At 75.9% G+C, this 18,509-nt stretch carries 23 protein-coding genes and 2 riboswitches; of the genes, 17 read left to right on the forward strand and 6 right to left on the reverse strand.

Features of this window, described 5'->3' with window-relative positions; genetic code table 11:
* Positions 1 to 7: 7 nt before the first annotated feature.
* Together BMW62_RS19205 and msrA are read right to left on the reverse strand one after the other, a co-directional pair.
* Entirely contained in the window at positions 8 to 925 is a 918-nt protein-coding gene (locus BMW62_RS19205; RefSeq protein ID WP_091934418.1) for a haloalkane dehalogenase, read from the reverse strand.
* 99 nt (positions 926 to 1,024) lie between these two features.
* Positions 1,025 to 1,678: a peptide-methionine (S)-S-oxide reductase MsrA gene (gene msrA / locus BMW62_RS19210; protein WP_091934421.1), complete on the reverse strand. Its 654-nt coding sequence runs from the start codon at positions 1,676 to 1,678 to the stop codon at positions 1,025 to 1,027.
* A gap of 136 nt (positions 1,679 to 1,814) precedes the next feature.
* Between msrA and BMW62_RS19215 the strand changes: the two genes are divergently transcribed.
* The 5 genes from BMW62_RS19215 to BMW62_RS19235 all read left to right on the forward strand — a co-directional run bounded on the left by BMW62_RS19215 (position 1,815) and on the right by BMW62_RS19235 (position 5,012).
* Positions 1,815 to 2,471: an SRPBCC family protein gene (locus BMW62_RS19215; RefSeq protein WP_091934424.1), complete on the forward strand. Its 657-nt coding sequence runs from the start codon at positions 1,815 to 1,817 to the stop codon at positions 2,469 to 2,471.
* Complete coding sequence (locus tag BMW62_RS19220; RefSeq protein ID WP_091934427.1) at positions 2,472 to 2,858, forward strand: ArsR/SmtB family transcription factor; 387 nt, start codon at positions 2,472 to 2,474, stop codon at positions 2,856 to 2,858.
* A 207-nt stretch (positions 2,859 to 3,065) separates the two neighbouring features.
* Positions 3,066 to 4,079 carry an NADP-dependent oxidoreductase gene (locus tag BMW62_RS19225; RefSeq protein ID WP_091934428.1) on the forward strand — a complete coding sequence of 338 codons (1,014 nt, stop codon included), beginning with the start codon at positions 3,066 to 3,068 and terminating at the stop codon, positions 4,077 to 4,079.
* A gap of 40 nt (positions 4,080 to 4,119) precedes the next feature.
* Complete coding sequence (locus BMW62_RS19230) at positions 4,120 to 4,329, forward strand: hypothetical protein (protein ID WP_091934431.1); 210 nt, start codon at positions 4,120 to 4,122, stop codon at positions 4,327 to 4,329.
* Entirely contained in the window at positions 4,326 to 5,012 is a 687-nt protein-coding gene (locus BMW62_RS19235; RefSeq protein ID WP_091934434.1) for an alpha/beta hydrolase, read from the forward strand. Before BMW62_RS19230 ends, BMW62_RS19235 begins: the two co-directional genes overlap by 4 nt.
* 87 nt (positions 5,013 to 5,099) lie before the next feature.
* Here the strand turns inward: BMW62_RS19235 and BMW62_RS19240 are convergent, their stop codons facing one another.
* Both BMW62_RS19240 and BMW62_RS19245 read right to left on the reverse strand, forming a co-directional pair.
* Positions 5,100 to 5,669, reverse strand: a complete 570-nt coding sequence (locus BMW62_RS19240) for a GNAT family N-acetyltransferase (protein WP_091934437.1) — start codon at positions 5,667 to 5,669, stop codon at positions 5,100 to 5,102.
* 21 nt (positions 5,670 to 5,690) lie between these two features.
* Complete coding sequence (locus BMW62_RS19245) at positions 5,691 to 6,494, reverse strand: SDR family NAD(P)-dependent oxidoreductase (RefSeq protein WP_091934440.1); 804 nt, start codon at positions 6,492 to 6,494, stop codon at positions 5,691 to 5,693.
* A gap of 152 nt (positions 6,495 to 6,646) precedes the next feature.
* On the opposite strand from BMW62_RS19245, the gene BMW62_RS19250 reads away from it, so the two are divergent.
* Both BMW62_RS19250 and BMW62_RS19255 read left to right on the forward strand, forming a co-directional pair.
* Entirely contained in the window at positions 6,647 to 7,366 is a 720-nt protein-coding gene (locus BMW62_RS19250; RefSeq protein ID WP_091934443.1) for a Mut7-C RNAse domain-containing protein, read from the forward strand.
* Between the two features lie 97 nt (positions 7,367 to 7,463).
* Positions 7,464 to 8,756 carry an Nramp family divalent metal transporter gene (locus BMW62_RS19255; protein WP_091934446.1) on the forward strand — a complete coding sequence of 431 codons (1,293 nt, stop codon included), beginning with the start codon at positions 7,464 to 7,466 and terminating at the stop codon, positions 8,754 to 8,756.
* Between the two features lie 22 nt (positions 8,757 to 8,778).
* On the opposite strand, the gene BMW62_RS19260 is transcribed toward BMW62_RS19255, so the two are convergent.
* Complete coding sequence (locus BMW62_RS19260; RefSeq protein ID WP_091934449.1) at positions 8,779 to 9,396, reverse strand: TenA family protein; 618 nt, start codon at positions 9,394 to 9,396, stop codon at positions 8,779 to 8,781.
* Positions 9,393 to 9,989, reverse strand: a complete 597-nt coding sequence (locus BMW62_RS19265; RefSeq protein WP_091934452.1) for a thiaminase II/PqqC family protein — start codon at positions 9,987 to 9,989, stop codon at positions 9,393 to 9,395. Before BMW62_RS19265 ends, BMW62_RS19260 begins: the two co-directional genes overlap by 4 nt.
* A 44-nt stretch (positions 9,990 to 10,033) precedes the next feature.
* Positions 10,034 to 10,145, forward strand: a riboswitch (TPP riboswitch).
* Positions 10,146 to 10,224: 79 nt separating this feature from the next.
* Between BMW62_RS19265 and BMW62_RS19270 the strand changes: the two genes are divergently transcribed.
* From BMW62_RS19270 to BMW62_RS19315, 10 genes are all read left to right on the forward strand, one after another.
* Positions 10,225 to 11,487 carry a purine-cytosine permease family protein gene (locus BMW62_RS19270; protein ID WP_244524163.1) on the forward strand — a complete coding sequence of 421 codons (1,263 nt, stop codon included), beginning with the start codon at positions 10,225 to 10,227 and terminating at the stop codon, positions 11,485 to 11,487.
* Positions 11,484 to 12,140: a thiamine phosphate synthase gene (gene thiE / locus BMW62_RS19275; RefSeq protein WP_091934458.1), complete on the forward strand. Its 657-nt coding sequence runs from the start codon at positions 11,484 to 11,486 to the stop codon at positions 12,138 to 12,140. Before BMW62_RS19270 ends, thiE begins: the two co-directional genes overlap by 4 nt.
* Positions 12,141 to 12,145: 5 nt before the next feature.
* Positions 12,146 to 13,279, forward strand: a complete 1,134-nt coding sequence (thiO, locus tag BMW62_RS19280) for a glycine oxidase ThiO (protein WP_244524164.1) — start codon at positions 12,146 to 12,148, stop codon at positions 13,277 to 13,279.
* Between the two features lie 3 nt (positions 13,280 to 13,282).
* Positions 13,283 to 13,483, forward strand: a complete 201-nt coding sequence (gene thiS / locus BMW62_RS19285; protein WP_091934464.1) for a sulfur carrier protein ThiS — start codon at positions 13,283 to 13,285, stop codon at positions 13,481 to 13,483.
* 2 nt (positions 13,484 to 13,485) lie between these two features.
* Positions 13,486 to 14,328, forward strand: a complete 843-nt coding sequence (locus BMW62_RS19290) for a thiazole synthase (RefSeq protein WP_091934467.1) — start codon at positions 13,486 to 13,488, stop codon at positions 14,326 to 14,328.
* On the forward strand, positions 14,325 to 14,987 hold the full coding sequence (locus BMW62_RS19295; RefSeq protein WP_211435199.1) for a thiamine phosphate synthase: 663 nt from the start codon (positions 14,325 to 14,327) through the stop codon (positions 14,985 to 14,987). The genes BMW62_RS19290 and BMW62_RS19295 overlap by 4 nt, the downstream gene beginning before the upstream one ends.
* A 26-nt stretch (positions 14,988 to 15,013) precedes the next feature.
* Positions 15,014 to 15,117, forward strand: a riboswitch (TPP riboswitch).
* Positions 15,116 to 15,742, forward strand: a complete 627-nt coding sequence (locus BMW62_RS19300; protein WP_091934469.1) for an ECF transporter S component — start codon at positions 15,116 to 15,118, stop codon at positions 15,740 to 15,742. (Overlaps the previous riboswitch by 2 nt.)
* Positions 15,743 to 15,786: 44 nt before the next feature.
* On the forward strand, positions 15,787 to 17,217 hold the full coding sequence (locus tag BMW62_RS19305) for an ABC transporter ATP-binding protein (protein WP_091934472.1): 1,431 nt from the start codon (positions 15,787 to 15,789) through the stop codon (positions 17,215 to 17,217).
* Positions 17,214 to 17,975 carry an energy-coupling factor transporter transmembrane component T family protein gene (locus BMW62_RS19310; protein ID WP_091934475.1) on the forward strand — a complete coding sequence of 254 codons (762 nt, stop codon included), beginning with the start codon at positions 17,214 to 17,216 and terminating at the stop codon, positions 17,973 to 17,975. The genes BMW62_RS19305 and BMW62_RS19310 overlap by 4 nt, the downstream gene beginning before the upstream one ends.
* A gap of 105 nt (positions 17,976 to 18,080) precedes the next feature.
* Positions 18,081 to 18,503, forward strand: a complete 423-nt coding sequence (locus tag BMW62_RS19315; RefSeq protein ID WP_091934477.1) for an ATP-binding protein — start codon at positions 18,081 to 18,083, stop codon at positions 18,501 to 18,503.
* The last annotated feature ends 6 nt before the right edge of the window (positions 18,504 to 18,509 follow it).

Below are 18,509 nucleotides of genomic sequence, written 5' to 3' on the forward strand. Positions count from 1 at the left end.
GCCGGCCTCAGGTGCGCGGTGTCGCGGCGACGAGGTCGGCGACGACGCGGGCGAGCTCGGGGCCGACGTCCTCCTGCAGGAAGTGGCCGCCGCCGGGCAGCGTCGTGTGCGCCATCCCCCGGGCGCCGGGCACCAGCTTCTGGAACACCCGGTCGCCCCCGCCGGTGATCGGGTCGCCGTCGGAGAAGGCCGTGAGGAACGGCTTCTCCCAGCTCATCAGCACCTCCCAGGCGGCCCGGTTGGCCGCGGCCGCCGGGTCGTCGGGCGACGTCGGGACCAGCGCGGGGAACTGGCGGGCGCCGGCGGTGTACCGGTCGTCGGGGAAGGGCGCGTCGTAGGCGGCCAGCACCTCCGGGGCGAGCCCGCCGACGGTGCCGTTGCCGACGATGCGGCCGATGTGGAACTCGGGGCTCTCCTGGGAGAACCGCTGCCAGGCCAGGAACGCCTCGCTCATCCGCTGGTCGCCGGTGGGGAGCCCGGTGTTGGCGACGACGACGCGGGCGAAGCGGTCGGGGTTCTCGGCGACCAGCCGCAGCCCGATGAGGCCGCCCCAGTCCTGGCAGACCAGCGTGGCGTCGCGCAGGTCCAGCTCGTCGAGCAACGCCTGGCGCATCCACCCGACGTGCCGGGCGTAGGTGTAGGCGGACCGCTCGACCGGCTTGTCGGAGCGGCCGAACCCGACCAGGTCGGGCGCCACGACGCGCAGGCCGGCCTCGACCAGCACCGGGATCATCCGGCGGTAGAGGAAGGACCAGGACGGCTCGCCGTGGAGCAGCAGCACCGTCTCGCCGTCGGCCGGGCCCTCGTCGACGTAGGCGACCCGCAGCCGGCCGCCGTCGCCGTCGTCGACCTCGACGTAGCGGGGCTCGTACGGGAAGCCGGGCAGATCGGCGAAGCGCTCGTCAGGGGTGCGGAGAGTGTCCACGGTCCGGCCTCCACGTCCTGGGCATAGGAAGCTATGCATGCGGTTTCGGGGCCTGAACCGTATGCATAGCTTCCTATGCCCGGGGAGGGCGGGCCTGGTTCAGACGCCGGGGAGGCCCACCGGGCAGGAGACGCCGGTCGAGTGCACCGGGCAGTAGCCGTTCGGCACCTTGTACAGGTACTGCTGGTGGTAGTCCTCGGCGTAGAAGAACTCGCCCAGCGGCGCGATCTCGGTGGTGACCTCGCCGTATCCGGCCGCCGTCAGCCGCTCCTGGTACGCCTCGCGGGTGGCCCGCGCCGCGGCCTCCTGCTCCGGTGAGGCGTGGTAGATCGCCGAGCGGTACTGGGTGCCGACGTCGTTGCCCTGCCGCATGCCCTGGGTGGGGTCGTGGTCCTCCCAGAACGCCTTCAGCAGCTGCTCGTAGGAGGTCTGCGCCGGGTCGAAGACCACGAGGACGACCTCGGTGTGACCGGTGCGCGCCGAGCAGACCTCGTCGTAGGTCGGGTTCGGCGTGTGGCCACCGGCGTAACCGGCCGCGGTCGAGTAGACGCCGGGCAGCTGCCAGAACACCTTCTCGACGCCCCAGAAGCACCCGGCGCCGAAGACGGCGGTCTGCAGGCCCTCGGGGAAGGGCGGCTGGATGCGGTTGCCGTTCACCGCGTGCACCTCGGGCACGTGCGGCAGCGGGTCGGGACGGCCCGGGAGGGCGTCCTCGGCCGAGACGGGCTGCGTCTTGTACCGGGAGAAGAGCATGCCCCCACTCTAGGTCGGTCGTGCAACACCGATCCGGGCGTGGAACACCTCCCCCGACGGCACCGGGGGCTTGCCCCCGGCGGCAACCACCGCTACCGTCGTTCTATAAGTTGTTGCTTATGGATAGGAGGACGACATGACCACCACCGATCCGGTCTCCACGGCCGGCCTGGTCACGCGCGAGGTGCGCACCGGCTCCCGCGACGGGGCGCCGACGCGCATCGCCGTCGCCCGGCGCACCTACCGCGCCGACCGGGCGCAGGTCTGGGGGGCGCTCACCGACGCGGAGCGGCTCCCCCGCTGGTTCCTGCCGGTGAGCGGCGACCTGCATCTCGGCGGCCGGTACCAGCTCGAGGGCAACGCCGGCGGCGTGGTCGAGCGGTGCGAGGAGCCCGAGTCCTTCGCCGTCACGTGGGAGTTCGGCGGGATGGTCTCCTGGCTCCAGGTGCACCTCTCGCCGGCGGACGGCGGGACCGCCATGGAACTGGTGCACGAGGCGCCCGTGGACCCCGGGTTCTGGGCGCAGTTCGGGCCGGGCGCGGTGGGCGTGGGCTGGGACCTGGCGCTCATGGGCCTGGGGCTGCACCTGGACACCGGCGCCCCGGTCGACCCGGAGCTCGCGGCGACGTTCACCCTGACGCCCGAGGGGGCCGAGTTCGTCCGCCGCGCGGCCGCCGGGTGGGGCGAGGCGGCGGCCGCCGACGGGGACGACCCCGCCGCCGCGCGCGAGGCGGCCGATCGTACGGTGGCGTTCTACACGACCCCGCCGTCCGAGGATGCCGCCGGGAGCTGAGTGAACGGGACCTTCGAGGCGCTGGGGGATCGCACCCGCCGGCAGATCCTGGAGCTGCTCTCCGGCGGCGAGCAGCCGGCGGGGGCCCTCGTCCAGGCGCTGCAGGGCGCGGCACCGATCTCGCAGCCCGCGGTGTCCCAGCACCTGCGGGTGCTGCGGGAGGCCGGGCTGGTCACGGTGCGCGCCGAGGGCACCCGCCGGCTGTACGCCCTGGACCCGTCCGGGCTCGCCGCGGCCCAGGCCTGGCTCGTCGCCCTCGCCGACCCGCTGGCCGCGTTCGCCCAGCCCCTCGACGCGCTGGCCACCGAGGTGGCACGGGGGCAACGGGCCCGGCGCGCGGCGCCGGGGCACCCGGGAGCGGGGGAACGCGACGGCCGCTCGGCCTGACCTCCGCCCGCCGCTCGGCCCGAGCCCCGGCCGCTCGCCCGCCCCTCTGGCGACGAGTGCGACGACGTCGTGGCCATCGCACGCTGATCACCACGAGTTCGTCGCACTCGACGCGGGCACCCGCCGGCCGGGGAGAGCGATGGCCGCTCGGCCCGAGCCCGCCGGGCCGGACGGCGCCGGCGCCCCCTCGCCCGGCAGGATGTCGGCATGCCGATCACGACCCGCGAATGGCAGCTGGCGGCCCGTCCGCACGGCGAGCCCACCCCCGACGACTTCCGGCTCGTGGAGCTCGAGCGCCCGGACCCGGCCGAGGGGCAGGTCGTCGTGCGGATGCTGGTCATGTCGGTCGACCCCTACATGCGCGGCCGGATGAACCCGGGGAAGTCCTACGCGGCCCGCTGGGAGATCGGCGAGACGATGAAGGGTGGTGCGGTCGGCCGGGTCGTGGCCTCCCGCTCCCCCGACGTCTCCGAGGGCGCGCTGGTGCTCGCCGACGCCGCGTGGCGGGACGTCGCCGTCCTGGACGCCGCGCACGTGCGGGTGCTGCCCGAGCTCCCGGGCATCCCGGCCAGCTACCACCTCGGCGTGCTCGGCATGCCGGGGCTCACCGCCTGGGCCGGGCTCTTCCGGCTCGCGGAGTTCCGGGAGGGCGACACCGTGTTCGTCTCCGGCGCCGCGGGTGCGGTCGGCAGCCTGGTCGGCCAGTTCGCGAAGCTCAACGGGGCCGCCGCCGTCGTCGGCAGCGCCGGGACGCCGGAGAAGGTGCGCTGGCTGACCGAGGAGGCCGGCTTCACGCGGGCCTTCGACTACCACGACGGCCCGGTGGCCGAGCTGCTCGCGGGCGCCGCGCCCGAGGGCATCGACGTCTTCTTCGACAACGTCGGCGGCGAGCACCTCGAGGCCGCCATCGGCGCCTTCAAGGAGTTCGGCCGGGGCGCCCTGTGCGGCGCCATCTCCGGCTACAACGCCACCGAGCCGGCGCCGGGGCCTCGCAACATGTTCATGATGGTGACCAAGAAGCTCAGCCTGCGCGGCTTCATCGTCGGCGACCACGCCGACCTGCGCGACGAGTTCACCACCAAGGTCACCCGCATGGTCACCTCCGGGGACCTCGTCGTCCGGGAGACCGTTCGCGAGGGCCTGGAGAACGCCGTCGACACGTTCCTCGACCTCCTGCGCGGCGGGAACACCGGGAAGATGGTGGTGAAGCTCGCGGACTGACGCCGGTTCCCGCCGGGCGGGACGGGGCAGAGTCCTGGGCATGTGGCTCTTCCTCACCCGCCGGCTGCGCATGTGGCTGGTCCTGACCGTCCTCGTCCCGCTGGCCACCGGCGTCCTGCGCCGGCTCGGACGTGGCCTCGAGCGGCGCCGCGGACCGTCCACGGTCAGCAACGCCCTGCTCAAGGCCGGCGATCTGGGGGATCGGGCCCGCGCGAGCCTCCGCGGCGGACGCCGGTCCCGCCGGGCGTGACCGAGCCGGTCCTGGAGACCCGTCCCGCGACCGGATCGCCGCGGGCGGTCGCGCTGTTCTGCCACGGCGGGACGGTGGCCAGCGTGGAGCCGCCCAAGGAGCGGGCGCTCTCGCTGGTGCGCATGCGCGCGATCGAGCAGTTCGTCTCCGGTGCCGCCGCCGGGCAGGGGCTCACGACCTGCCTGCTGCGCTACCGGGTGGCCGGCTGGAACGGGGCCGCGGCCGACGCCTACGCCGATGTGCACCGGGCGCTGGACCGCATCCGCGCCGAGCACGGGGAGCTGCCCGTCGTCCTGGTCGGGCACTCGATGGGCGGGCGGGCCGTGCTGCGCGCGGGTGGGCACGACGGCGTCGCGGCGATCTGCGCGCTGGCGCCCTGGACGCCGCCCGGCGAGCCCGTCGACCACCTGCGCGACCGCACCGTCGCGATCCTGCACGGCCGGCGCGACCGATGGGTGCCCGCGCAGCTCTCGGCCGACTTCGCCGTCCGGGCGCAGCGCGCGGGCGCGCGGGTCGCCCGGTTCACCATCACCGGCGGCCACAGCATGCTGCGCTCGGCGCACCGCTGGCACGCGTTCACGCGCGACGTCGTCCTCGCCGGCGCGGGGCTGGCCCCGCTGCGACCCGACCTCGCCGGGGCGCTGGCCCGGCCGGCGCCGGAGGGCCTCGCCGTCCCGCTGTGAGGTCGGCAGCTCCGCTGCGCCGATCGGCAGCCGGGAGCCTCGCCGGCGGGGGCAGGGCGCCGCTATCGTCGGCCCCGGCCCCGGGCGTCAGCTGCGGGTGCTGATCTCGGGCGCCGGGTCGTCCGCGAGGCGGGCCCACAGGAGCTCGTCGTGCTTCACGCCGTCGCCGTAGCGGTAGGAGCGGCGCAGCCGGCCCTCGCGGGTGAAGCCCGCCTTCTCGGCGACCCGGCCGGAGGCGGGGTTGTCCACCGCGTGGCACAGCTCGACCCGGTCGACGGGCAGCGCGCCGAAGGCCCAGCGGCAGGCGGCGTCCACCGCGGCCGGGGCCAGGCCGCGCCCCCGCGCCGCCGGCACGGTCCAGTACCCGATCTGCACGTTCCCGTGCAGCCGGTCGAGGGAGTGCAGGGAGACCGAGGCGAGCAGGTCGTCCACCGCCGGGTCGACGAGCGCCCAGGACGCGTGGTCCCCGGACGTCCAGTCCATCCGGCGGCCCAGGAGCACCAGGGCGTCGGTGCGGGAGGTCACGCCCCCGCCGTTCCAGCGCCGGAGCTCGGGGTCCTGGAACGCGGCCCAGATGCCCTCGATGTCGGTCTCCCGCCACGGCCGCAGCAGGAGGTCGCCGACCGGGAGGTCGATGGGCTGGAGCGGCTCGGGCACGCCCCGATCGTGCCGGACCCGCTACTGCTCGGCCGAGCCCGGGGCGATCATGGGCTTCTGGACCTTGCCGGCGACCGAGTCGGGCACGACCGCCGAGAGGCGGCCCATCAGCTTGCTGGTCACCGACCCGGCGAACACCGAGGTCTCGCCCTTCATCAGCCCCTCGAATCCCTGCCGGGCCACCAGCGCCGGGTCGTCCTTGCTGTCGCTGGCGCCCAGCTTGGTGTCGGTGAGTTCGCCGCGGTCGAAGAACTCGGTGTCGGTAGGGCCGGGCAGCAGCGCGGTGACGGTGACGCCGGTGCCGTCCAGCTCCTCGCGGATGCCCAGGGCGAGGAACTGCACGAACGCCTTGGTCGCGGAGTAGACCGCCTGGAACGGCGCGGGCGCCTGCGAGACCACCGAGGAGGTGAACAGGATCCGCCCCTCCCCCCGGCCCACCATGTCCTGCGCCACGCGCTTGGCCAGGTGCATCGTCGAGACGCAGTTCAGCTCGACCATGCCGATCTCCGCCTCGAGATCAGTCTCGACGAAGCGGCCGCCGACGCCGACGCCGGCGTTGAGGGCCGCCGCGTCCAGCGGCCGGCCGGACCCGCGCACGGCCGCGACGACCTTCTCGACCTCCTCGCGCCGGGTGAGGTCGGCCCGGACCGGCGATACGGCGGCGCCGCGCTGGCGCAGCTGCTGGGCCGCCGCGTCGAGCTCGGCGTCCTCGGCGACCACCACGAGGTCGAACCCGTGCTCGGCGAACTGCTTGGCGAGCTCCAGCCCGATGCCGCTGGACGCACCGGTGACGAGGGCGAGGGGACGGGGCGTTGCGTCGGGCACGGGACCTCCAGGGTGGGACGGCGGACGGCCACCCCTCCGTGCCCAGGAAGGCCCCGGCGCACGCCTGGCGCGTCCCTGGCGCGCGTGTCGGCGGCCGTCCGGGCGGGGTAGCGCGCGTGTCGGCGGCCGTCCGGACGGGGTAGCCCGGCGCCGTGGAGGTGCACGTGCGGCCGGCGCCGGACCTGCGGTGGCTGCTGTCCCCGCGGTACCGGGGAGCGGGCGAGCGCCCGCTGCCCTTCGACCCGGACGCGACGGCCGGGCACCTCGTGCAGGCCGCCGGGATCCCGCTGACCGAGGTCGGGGCCATCCGGGCGGACGGCGCGCCGGTGACGACCGCCGCGCGCGTCCGCCCCGGCACCGTGCTCGAGGTGGACCCGGTGACGCGGCCCGTGGCCGTCCCCCCGGGCGGGTTCCTGCTCGACGTCGGGCTGGGCGCCCTCGCGCGGCGGCTGCGGTTGCTCGGGACCGACGCCGCGTGGTCGAACGACGCCGACGACCCGGCGCTGGTCGCCCGGGCGGCGGAGGAGGAGCGGGTGCTGCTGACGCAGGACCGCGGCCTGCTCATGCGCCGGGCGCTGCCGCACGGCGCGCTCGTGCGGGGCGGCCGGCCCGACGAGCAGCTGGACGACGTGCTCGACCGGTTCGCCGTCCCGCTGGCGCCGCTCACCCGCTGCACCGCCTGCGGCGCCGCCCTCCACCCGGTGCCGAAGGAGGAGGTCGCCGACCTGCTGGAGCCGGGCACCCGCCGCAGCGTCGACGAGTTCTCCCGGTGCCCCGGCTGCGGGCGGGTGTACTGGCGCGGCGCGCACGGCGCGCGCATCGACGCGCTGGTCGAGCGGGCCCGGCGCGGCGGCCGGGGCAGGCAAGCCTGACCTTGGCCCCGGAGGGCCACGGGTCGGCCCCGGCGTGACACGCGGGGCGGGCAGAGGAGGGGCGACCGCCCACCCCGGAACCGCCTGCGAGGCCGCCGTGTACCTGTCGAAGACCGAGGCCGCCGTCCTGCCGACGACGCTGCGCGCCCCCGCGCACCGCACCCCGCGGGCCGAACCGGGACGCCGGCGGCTGTGGTCGATGCTCGGCCCGGCCTTCGTCGCCGCCGTCGCCTACGTCGACCCCGGCAACTTCGCGACCAACTTCTCCGGCGGCGCCGCGTTCGGCTACACGCTGCTGTGGGTCATCGTCGCGGCGAACCTGATGGCGATGCTGATCCAGTCGCTGACGGCGAAGCTCGGGCTGGCCACCGGCCGCGACCTGGCCACGCTCTGCCGCGAGAACCTGCCCACGCCGGTCACCCGGGGGCTGTGGCTGCAGGCCGAGGCGGTCGCCATCGCCACAGACCTGGCCGAGATCGTCGGTGGCGCTGTGGCGCTGTACCTGCTGTTCGGGGTCCCGCTGCCGATCGGCGGGGTCATCACCGCCGTCGTCGCCTTCATCCTGCTGGCCGCGCAGTCGCGCGGGTACCGGCCGTTCGAGCGGGTCATCGCCGGCCTGCTGCTGGTCATCGGGATCGGGTTCGGCTACACCCTGCTGGGCTCGGGCGTCGACCCGGGCGGGCTCGCCGGGGGCATGGTGCCCTCCTTCGACGGCGCCGAGAGCGTCGTGCTGGCCACCGGGATCCTGGGTGCCACGGTGATGCCGCACGTGATCTACGTGCACTCCGCGCTCACCCCCGGCCGCTACGGCGACGCCGTCACCGCCGGCCGCACCCGGGAGGGCCGGGGCCGGCTCCTGCGGGCGCAGCGCATCGACATCGTCGTGGCCATGGGCCTGGCCGGGCTGGTCAACGCCGCGATGCTGGTCATCGCCGCGCAGCTGTTCACCGGCGACAGCGGCGTGGACAGCCTCGAGGGCGTGCACGCCGGGCTCGGCGACCAGCTCGGCACCGGCGCCGCGCTCGCGTTCGCCCTCGCGCTGCTGGCCTCCGGCTTCGCCTCCTCGTCGGTGGGCACGCACGCCGGGCAGGTCGTGATGGCCGGGTTCCTCAAGCGGCACATCCCGGTGCTGACCCGCCGGCTGATCACCCTGGCCCCGGCCCTCGCCGTGCTCGTGCTGGGCGGGGACCCGACGACCGCGCTGGTGTGGTCGCAGGTCGTGCTCTCCTTCGGCATCCCGTTCGCCCTCGTGCCGCTGCTGTGGCTGACCAGCCGCCGCGACCTGATGGGCGGGTGGGTGAACCGCCGGACCACCACCGTGGCCGGGACCGTCATCGCGGCCCTGATCATCGGGCTGAACGCCCACCTGCTGCTCGGCCTGCTCGGTTGACCGGGCCGCGCGGAACCGTCCGCTAGGGCGTGCGCCAGGCCGCATCGAAGAAGTCGAGCTCCAGCCGCATGGCCCGGCGGTAGGCGGTGCGCACGGCCGGGCCGTCGCCGACCACTGCGTCCAGCAGCCGCTCCAGGGTGGCCGCCAGCTCCTCGAAACCCGGATCGGCGTACGTGGTGACCCACTCCGCGTAGGGGCCCGACGCCCGATCGGCCAGCGAGCCGCCGAGGTGGGCGTAGAGCCGCATGCACGGCGTCATCGCCGCGCAGGTGACACCCACGCCGCCCAGCGACGCCGCCGCCAGCAGGAAATCGGTGTAGGCCGACGTGGCCGGCGCCGGCTCGACCTCCGCCAGGTCGATGCCCCACCGGGCGGCGTACCCGGCGTGCAGCCGCAGCTCCTCGCGCACCCCGGCGAGCAGGTCGGCGAAGGCGTCCAGCGTGGCCCGGTCGGGGCTGTGCGCCACCCCGAGCGCGTAGGCCCGGGCGAAGGACTCCAGGAAGTACGCGTCCTGCGCCACGTAACCGGCGAACCGGTCGCGGGGCAGGCTGCCGTCGGCGATCCCGGTGACGAAGGGGTGGACGAGCGCCTCGGCGGCGAGGTCGGCGTTGGCCGCCCACAGCTGCGCGGACAGGCTCACGACGCCGCCACCGCCATGTCCCAGAAGGCGGTCTCGGCGGCGACCACCTCGAGGAACACCTCGTCGGGGAGCGGTCCGCCCACCGCGTCGGCCGCCGCCTCGAGCCCGGCGACGTAGCCGGCGAACTCGGGCACCGTCCAGTGCGCCACGAACTCCCGGTACGCGGGCGCGCCGGGGCGGGCCGCGGACCAGGCGTCCAGGTACGTGCGCTCGATCGTCCACAACGCCGTCAGCGCGGTCGGGACGTCGGCGCCGTCGAGCCGGTCCAGCAGCCCGGCGTAGGCCACGGTGGCCGGCAGCAGCGCGGCGGAGAGGTCCAGGCCCCGGGACGCCGCCTGCCGATCGAACCAGGCCAGCTCGTCGACGAGCGCGACCGCCCCACCGGCGAGCACCGCCTGCGCCGGCCGGGGCGCGCGGGCCAGCAGCCGGGCCTGGAACGCGAGCAGGTCGGCCACGAAGCGGGCGTCCTGCACCAGCCAGGTGTCGAACGCCGGCTCGGCGAGGGTGCCGTCGCGGACGGCGGCGAGGAAGGGATGGGCGGTGGCGCCCCGCCAGGGCACGGCGTGGCGCTGCAGCAGCTCGGCGACCGGCACGGCGGGGACTCTACGGAAGTGGTTATGGTGGCCGCGTCGTGGCGCAGGCCACGTGCGGGAGCTCGGAGGACCGGGCTGAGAGGGCGGCTGGATGCGCCGCCGACCGCTGGAACCTGACCGGGTAATGCCGGCGTAGGGAGCGCATCTCGTGAGCACATCCGCCACCCCCCGATCCGCCGAAACCTCCGGGGACGCACCTCTCACCCTGGCCGGACCGCCGCCGCAGAGCCTCGGCATGCGCGATGCCGCGGGGCTGTGGGGCAATCTCGGCATCAGCCTGCTGCTGCCGGTGGCCGCGGTCTTCGTCGTGCTGCCGGGCCGGCCGCTGGCCGTCACGATCGGCGCGATCGTGGTCGGTGCGGTCGTCGGGGCCCTGCTGCTCGGGGCGGCGTCCGCCGTCGGCGCCCGGGAGCGGGTGCCGGGCATGGTGCTGCTGCGCGGCCTGCTCGGCCGGCGCACCTCCTACCTGCCGACGGCGTTCAACCTCGTGCAGTGCATCGGCTGGGCGACCTTCGAGATCGTGATCATCGCCGAGGCGGCCTCCCGTGTCCTGGACGCCCCCCGCTGGCCCTTCGTGGTCGCCGCCGGTGTCCTGGCCACCGCGATGGCGCTCCGGCCGCTCGGCGTGGTCCGCGTGCTCGCCCGCTACGCGGTCTGGGCGGCCCTGGCCGCGATCGTCTACCTGTACGTGCAGGTGCTGGCCGAACCGCTGCCCCCGCTGGAGGGCGGCGGGGCGACCTCGTTCTGGACGGCGGCGGACATCGTCATCGCCCTGCCGGTCTCCTGGTTCCCGCTCGCGGCCGACTACACCCGGCACGTGCGCAGCGGACGCGCCGCCTTCGCGGGGGCCTCGGTCGGCTACGGGCTGGCCACCGTGGCCATGTTCACCCTGGGCGTGCTGGCGCTGGCCGCCTACGGGAGCGCGGGCCTCGACGTGATCGACGCGCTCCTCCTCGTCCCGCTGGGTGCGGTGGCCGTGCTGGTGCTGGTGACCGTCGAGCTCGACGAGGCGTTCGCCAACGTCTACTCGACCGCGGTCTCCGCGCAGAACGTGGTCGCCCGTCTGGACCGTCGGGTGCTCGCCGTCGCCGTCGGCACGGTGGCCACGCTGCTGGCCCTCACGTTCGACATCGCCGCGTACGAGCCGTTCCTCTTCCTGATCGGAGCCGTGTTCGTGCCGCTCGTCGGGGTCCTCCTGGTCGCCTACTGGCTGCACCCCCGCGGCAGCTGGGACACCTCCGACCGCGCGCCCGCACGACCGCTGCTCCTGCTGCCGTGGGCCGCGGGCTTCGTGGCCTACCAGCTGACCCTGCCCACCTTCTTCGGCGGGCCGGGTGCGGGCTGGACGGCGTGGTGGGCGCAGCGGCAGGTCGACCTGGGCATCGACCCGGCCAACGGCTGGTCGGCCTCGCTGGTGAGCCTGGCCGTGGCCGCCGTCCTCACGCTGCTCGTCGTCGGACCGGGCCTCGTCCGGCGCCGCCGGGGAGCGCGCGCGTGAGCCGGCAGCTGGGCGGCCTGCACGTCCTCACCGACGCCCGCGGTGGACCGTCCGCCCTCGACGCGGTGGCCGCCGCGGTGGCGGCGGGCGCGCCGGTCGTGCAGGTGCGGGCGAAGGACTGCACCGACCGGGTGCTCTACGAGTTCGCCGGCCAGGTGCGGGAGATCTGCGCGCCGGCCGGCGCGACCTGCCTGGTCAACGACCGGGTGGACGTCGCCCTCGCCGTCGGTGCCGACGGCACCCACCTGGGCGCCACCGACCTGCCGGTCGCCGCGGTCCGGCGGGTCGCCGGACCGGGGCACCTGATCGGCGGCACGGCCCGGGATCCCGAGCGGGCCCGGCTGCTGGTGGCCGAGGGCGCGGACTACCTGGGCGTGGGCCCCGCCTGGCCGACGACGACCAAGACCGGGCTGCCCGACGCCCTGGGTCCCGCGGGGATCCGGGCCGTCGCCGAGGCCGTCGCCGTCCCGGTCGTCGCCATCGGCGGGGTCACCGCGGGGCGCATCGCCGAGCTCGTGGCCGCGGGTGCCGCCGGGGTGGCGGTGGTCGGGGCGGTCTCCGCCGCAGCCGACCCGGGTGCCGCCACCACGGAGCTGCTCCGTGCGCTGGCCGCGGCCCGTGCTCGGCCCGGGTCCCGGGGCGCCGCACCGTGACGGACGTGGCGATCGCGGGGGGCGGGCTGATCGGGCTGTCGGTGGCCTGGCGGGCGGCGCAGCGCGGGCTGCGGGTCACCGTCGTCGACGATGCCCCGGGCACCGGCGCCTCCCACGCCGCCGCCGGGATGCTCGCGCCGGTCACCGAGGCCGGGTACGGGGAGGAGGCGCTGCTGCGGCTGAACCTGGCCTCGCTGCAGCGCTGGCCCGCGTTCGCGTCCGACCTGGAGCGCGCCGGGGGGATCCCGGTGGGGTTCCGCACCGCCGGGACGCTGGTGGTCGGCTTCGACGACGACGACATGCGCGCCCTCGACGACCTGCACGCCTTCCAGCGCGAGCTGGGCCTGGCCGCGGAACGCCTGCCGCCCCGGGCCACCCGCCGCCGGGAACCGTCGCTCACGCCACGCGTGCGCGGCGGGCTGCTGATGTCCGGGGACCACTCGGTCGACGGCCGCTCGCTGCACGCCGGGCTGCTGGCCGCGGCACGGGCCGCGGGGGTCCGGCTGGTGGCCGAGCGCATCGACGCCGTGCACGTGGTCGGCGGGCGGGCGGCCGGTCTGCGGCTGACGGGCGGGGAGCGCCTGGACGCGGACGTGGTCGTGCTCGCGCTGGGGGCCCGCAGCGCCGGGCTGCCCGGCGTGCCCCCGCTGCCGGTGCGCCCGGTGAAGGGCCAGATCCTTCGCCTGGCCGGTGCGGCCGGCCTGCTCGAGGGCACCGTCCGCGCCCTCGTGCGCGGGCGGCAGGTCTACCTCGTCCCCTACGCCGGCGACCGGCTGGTCGTCGGGGCGACCGTCGAGGACCGCGGGTTCGACGCCACGGTCACCGCCGGTGGGGTGCACGAGCTGCTGCACGACGCCATCGAGGTCGTTCCCGGCGTGAGCGAGCTCGAGCTGGTCGAGACCCTCGCCCGCTGGCGGCCCGGGACCGCCGACAACGCACCGCTGCTCGGCCCCTCGGCACTGCCCGGGCTGGTGCTGGCGACGGGGCACCACCGCAACGGGGTGCTGCTCGCACCGGTGACCGGGGAGATCGTGGCCGAGTACCTGGCCGGCGGCGAGCTCCCGGAGCCGGCCGCCCCGTTCACCGCCGACCGATTCCCGACCGACCGTCCCAGCACCGATCCGTCCAGGAGTGGGTGAACCATGCAGGTGACCGTCAACGGCACCGTCGCCGACGTGACCGACGAGGTGACCGTGGCCGAGCTCGTGGCCGAGCGCAGCGGCGGGCACGACCGCGTCGCGGTGGCGCTCAACGGCGACGTCGTCCCGCGCAGCAGCTGGGCGGGCACCCGGCTCGCGGCCGGCGACGCCCTGGAAGTGCTCGCCCCGACCGCAGGAGGATGACCATGGCGACGACCGATCCGGCCGCCCCGTCCCCGGACACCGCCGACCTGGCACCCGCGCTGGGCCGCGAGGAGGCGACCGATCCCTTCGAGCTGGCCGGTGAGACGTTCACCTCGCGGCTCCTCCTCGGCACCGGTGGCGCGCCCAGCCTGGAGAGCCTGGAGCGGGCGATCCGCGCATCGGGCACCCAGCTGGTCACCGTGGCGCTGCGCCGGGTGGAGGCATCCTCGAGCGGGGCGATGCTCGACGTGCTGGACCGCTGCGGCGTGCGGTTGCTGCCCAACACCGCTGGTTGCCGGACGGCCCGGGAGGCGGTGCTGACGGCGCGGCTCGCCCGAGAGGCCTTCGGCACGCCGTGGGTCAAGCTCGAGGTGATCGGGGACGAGCACACCCTGCTGCCCGACGGCGTGGAGCTGTTGGACGCCGCCGAGGAGCTGGTCGCCGAAGGGTTCCGGGTGCTGGCCTACACCACCGACGACCCGATCCTGGGCCGGCGGTTGGCCGACGCCGGTTGCGCCGCCGTCATGCCGCTGGGCTCACCCATCGGCAGCGGGCTCGGCATCCGCAACCCCCACAACATCGCCCTGCTGCGCGACTCGGTGGCCGTGCCCGTCGTCCTCGACGCAGGCATCGGCACCGCGTCGGATGCGGCGCTGGCCATGGAGCTGGGGTGCGACGCGGTGCTGCTGGCCTCGGCGGTGACCCGGGCCCGCGATCCCGAACGGATGGCGCTGGCCATGCGGCAGGCCGTCGAGGCCGGGCGTCTGGCCGCCGGTGCCGGTCGCATCCCCCGGCGCTGGCACGCGGAGGCGTCGACCCCGATGCAGGGCCTGCCCGACCTGTGACCGGCCGGGGACCGGAGCCGCTGCCGCGGTTGCTGGTGCTGACCGACCGCACGCAGTGCCGCGGCAGCCTCAGCGCGACGGTCCGGGCGGCGGTGGCGGCCGGGGCACGGGCCGTGGTGCTGCGCGAGAAGGACCTGTCCCTGCGCGAGCGGTCCGCGCTCGCCGCCGAGCTGCGGAGAGTGCTGGCACCGGTGGGTGGGGTCCTGGTGTGGGCGGGCGCCGCCGGCAGCGCGGGAACACCCGCGGTGCACCTGTCGGCGGACGACGCCTTCCCCACCGTGCGCCCGGGAGTGGTCGGGCGCTCGTGCCACTCGGCAGCCGAGGTCGCACGGGCAGCGGCGGAAGGCTGCGACCACGTGTTCGTCTCGCCGGTCTTCCTGACCGCCTCCAAGCCCGGCTACGGCCCGGCGCTGGAGCTGGAGGGGCTCGCCGCTCTCGTCCCGGGCGCACCTCCGGTGTACGCCCTCGGCGGCATCGGACCGGACGACGTCGCGGGTTGCCTGACCGCCGGCGCACGCGGCGTGGCGGTGATGGGCCCGGTCATGCGCGAGCCCGGTGTGGTCCGCGCCTACCTGGCTGCCCTCCTCCGCGCGACGGGGGCCGGCGGACGCCCGACCGGGGACGGCCCCCGCCCGCTGGACGCGCCGACCGGGCCCTAGGCTGACGGCGTACAACTGAACACATCCATCAACAGCAGGGGAGCGCTTCGGCGCTGAGAGTGCGGGACACCGCAGACCCTCGAACCTGATCCGGGTCATGCCGGCGCAGGGAGTCTGGAGGAAAGACAATGGCCGAACCGGCCGTCCGCCCGTCGTCCGCCGCGACCGCCGGGGCGCAGCCCCGCACCGCCCGCTGGCGCACCGTCGACATCGTCGTCACCGCCGTCCTGGGCGTCGCCTTCGGCGTCGTCTTCTGGGCCTGGAACCTCGTCTTCGGCGTGCTGGCCGAACCGCTGGACTTCTTCCCGCCGCTGTCGGCGGTCCTCAACGGCGTCTACCTGATGCCGGGCGTGGTGGCCGGGTTGCTGGTGCGCAAGCCGGGGGCGGCGACGTTCGCCTCCACGCTGGCCGCGGCGGTGAGCCTGCTGATGGGCTCCCCCTACGGCGGCATCATCGTCGTGTACGGCCTGGTCCAGGGCCTGGGCGCCGAGCTCGGCTTCCTGCTCACCCGCTACCGCAGCTTCGGGTGGGGCACGGCCCTGCTGGCCGGCGTCACCGCCGGGCTGTCGACGGCGATCCTCGACAACTCGCTCTACTACAGCGAGCTGGGCTTCCTGACCTACCAGGTGCCCTACACCGTCTTCACCGTGCTCTCCAGCGTGCTGCTCGCCGGGGTCGTCGGCCTGCTGCTGGTGCGCGCGCTGGCCCGCACGGGGGCGCTCGGTGCCTTCGCCGCGGGTCGCGAGCGGGTCTGACCTCGCGGGTGCCCAGGCGCGGTACCCGCGACGCTCTGCCTCTGGTGCCTCCTGGGAGCAGCGGCAGAGCGTCCGGGGCACCCGGTCCTGCCCGGGTCGTCGCGCGCGGGCTGGGGGTCCGGCACGCCTCGCGGCGGGCCTGGGCGCTCACCGGCGTCGACCTCGTCGTCGAGCCCGGGGAGCGGGTGCTGCTCACCGGCGCGTCGGGAGCGGGCAAGTCCACGCTGCTGGCCGCGCTCGCCGGGATCCTGGACGACGAGGGCACCGAGGTCGCCGGTGAGCTGACCGTCGGCGGCGCGCACCCGCGGGCCGCCCGCGACCGGCTCGGCCTGCTGGCGCAGGACCCCGACAGCCAGCTGGTCATGACCCGCGCCGGCGACGACGTCGCCTTCGGGCTGGAGAACGCCGGCCTGCCACCGGCGGAGATCTGGCCGCGGGTCGACGCGGCGCTGGCCGCCGTCGGTTTCCGGTACGGCCGCGACCGGGCGACGCAGGCGCTGTCCGGCGGGGAGAAGCAGCGGCTGGTGCTCGCCGGCGCGCTGGCCCGGCGGCCCGGGCTGCTGCTCCTCGACGAGCCCACCGCCCAGCTGGACCCCGACGGGGCGGCGCTCGTCCGCGATGCGGTCGCCCGCGCCACCGCCGACCGCTCGGCCACCGTGCTCGTCGTCGACCACGACGCCGCCCCCTGGCTGCCGCTGGTCGACCGGGTGGTGCAGCTGGTCCCCGGTGGCCTGGTCGCCCACGACCCGGGCTGGCGGCCGGTCCCGCGGACGGCGGGGCTGCGGCTCCCGCCCGCGGTGGACGGACCGGTCCTCCTGGCCGCCGAGGCGGCCGGCTACACCTACCGGGGCACCGCGCAGCCGGCGCTGGCGCCCACGGACCTGCAGCTGCACGCCGGCCGTGTCACCGCCGTCACCGGGCCCAACGGCACCGGGAAGTCCACGCTCGCGCTGCTGCTGGCCGGGTTGCGGGCACCCACCACCGGGCGGGTGGCCGCCGCGGCCGAGCTGGCCGGCGACGTGCGCAAGGGGTTCCGGGAGCCGCACCGGTGGCGGGCCGGGGAGCTGGTGAGCCGGATCGGCACGGTGTTCCAGCACCCGGAGCAGCAGTTCCTGACCGGCCGGCTGCGCGACGAGCTGGCCCTGGGACCGCTGCGCTCGGGCGAGCACGCCGAGGCGGCCCGGCGCACCGCCGAGGACCTGCTCGAGCGGCTCGGGCTGACCGCCTTCGCCGACGCCAACCCCTACACCCTCTCCGGCGGGCAGCAGCGCCGGCTGTCCGTGGCCACCGCCCTGGCGACCGCCCCACGGGTGCTGGTGCTCGACGAGCCCACGTTCGGCCAGGACGCCGGCACGTGGCGCGAGGTGGTGGCGCTCCTCGCCGAGCAGCGGGCCCGGGGGTGCGCGATCGCGGCGGTCACCCACGACGCCGACCTCGTGGCCGCGCTCGCCGACGCGCGGGTGGCGCTGGGATGACCGCCTCGCTCGCGCTCGGGCCCGCCCCCGACACCGCGCTGTCCCGCATCAACCCGGTGGCCCAGCTGACCGCGATGGCCGTCGTCACCCTCGTCCTGCTCACCAGCCTGGACGTGGTCACCCCGGCGGTCGTCGTGCTGTTCGAGCTCGCGCTGTTCCCCGCGGCCGGGCTCACCTCCCCCCGTGCCGTGTGGGTGCGCACCTGGCCGATGCTGTTCGGCGCCGTCAGCGTGGGCCTGGTCAACGTCTGGCTGGCCGAGGATGCCTCGCTGGTCACCGGCACGGGCCTCGCGCTGCGCGTGGTGGGCCTGGCCCTGCCGGGCGTGCTGCTGGTCGCCAGTACCGACCCGGTGCGCCTGGCCGACGCGCTCACCGTGCACTGGCGGCTCTCGCCGCGGTTCGCCTTCGGCGCGCTCGCCGCGCTCCGGTTGGCGCCGCTGCTCGTCGCCGAGTTCGAGGCGCTGCGCCTGGCCCGGCGCACGCGGGGGGTCGAGGCCGGGCGCAACCCGGTGGCACGGGTCAGGCTGCTGGCCGGCATCGGCTTCGCGCTGCTCGTGGGTGCGGTCCGCCGCGGCTCCCGCCTGGCGACGGCGATGGACGCCCGCGGCTTCGACTCCGGGGTCCCCCGCAGCAACGCGCGCGGCTCCGTGCTGCACCGGCGCGACGTCTGGTTCGTCGTCGCCGCGGTCGCGGTGTGCGCGCTCGCGGTGACGGCGAGCGTGCAGACCGGCTACTGGTCCCCGGTGTTCGTCGGCTGATCAGGTGTGACCTGCGCGACATCAGGTTTAGCAGCCCCCGCTGCGGCCGATAGCGAACGGTCAGGCCCTCGTGCTCCGGGGCCGGGAACCGAGGAGAGCAGAGGCGTGACGAGGCAGGCGGCCGGCACGATCTGGCCGTCGGCGTACCCGCCCGCGGCCGAGCCGCTCGTCGTCTGGCACCTGCACGACGTCGCCGAGCTGCCCGGGGTGCGGGCGCAGGTCCGTGCCCGGATCGGTGGGGCCGGCCTCGACGACCTCCTCGACCAGCTGGTCCTGGCCCTGGACGAGATGGCGTCCAACGCGCTGCGCCACGGCGGCGGGCAGGTGCGGGCGGCGCTGCACACGACCGGTGACGGTTACCTGCTCGAGGTGACCGACCAGGCCGCCCGGACCCCGCCGACGCCGGCCGTCGGCCGCGACCCGAGCCTCGGCGGGCTGGGGCTGTACCTGATCGCCGAGCTCGCCGCCGAGCACGGCTGGTACGCCGAGGCCGGCGCGAAGCACGTCTGGGCGCTGCTCCGCCGCTGAGCGCAG

The organism is Blastococcus sp. DSM 46786 (assembly GCF_900109665.1).
GTDB classification, from domain to species: Bacteria; Actinomycetota; Actinomycetes; order Mycobacteriales; family Geodermatophilaceae; genus Blastococcus; species Blastococcus carthaginiensis.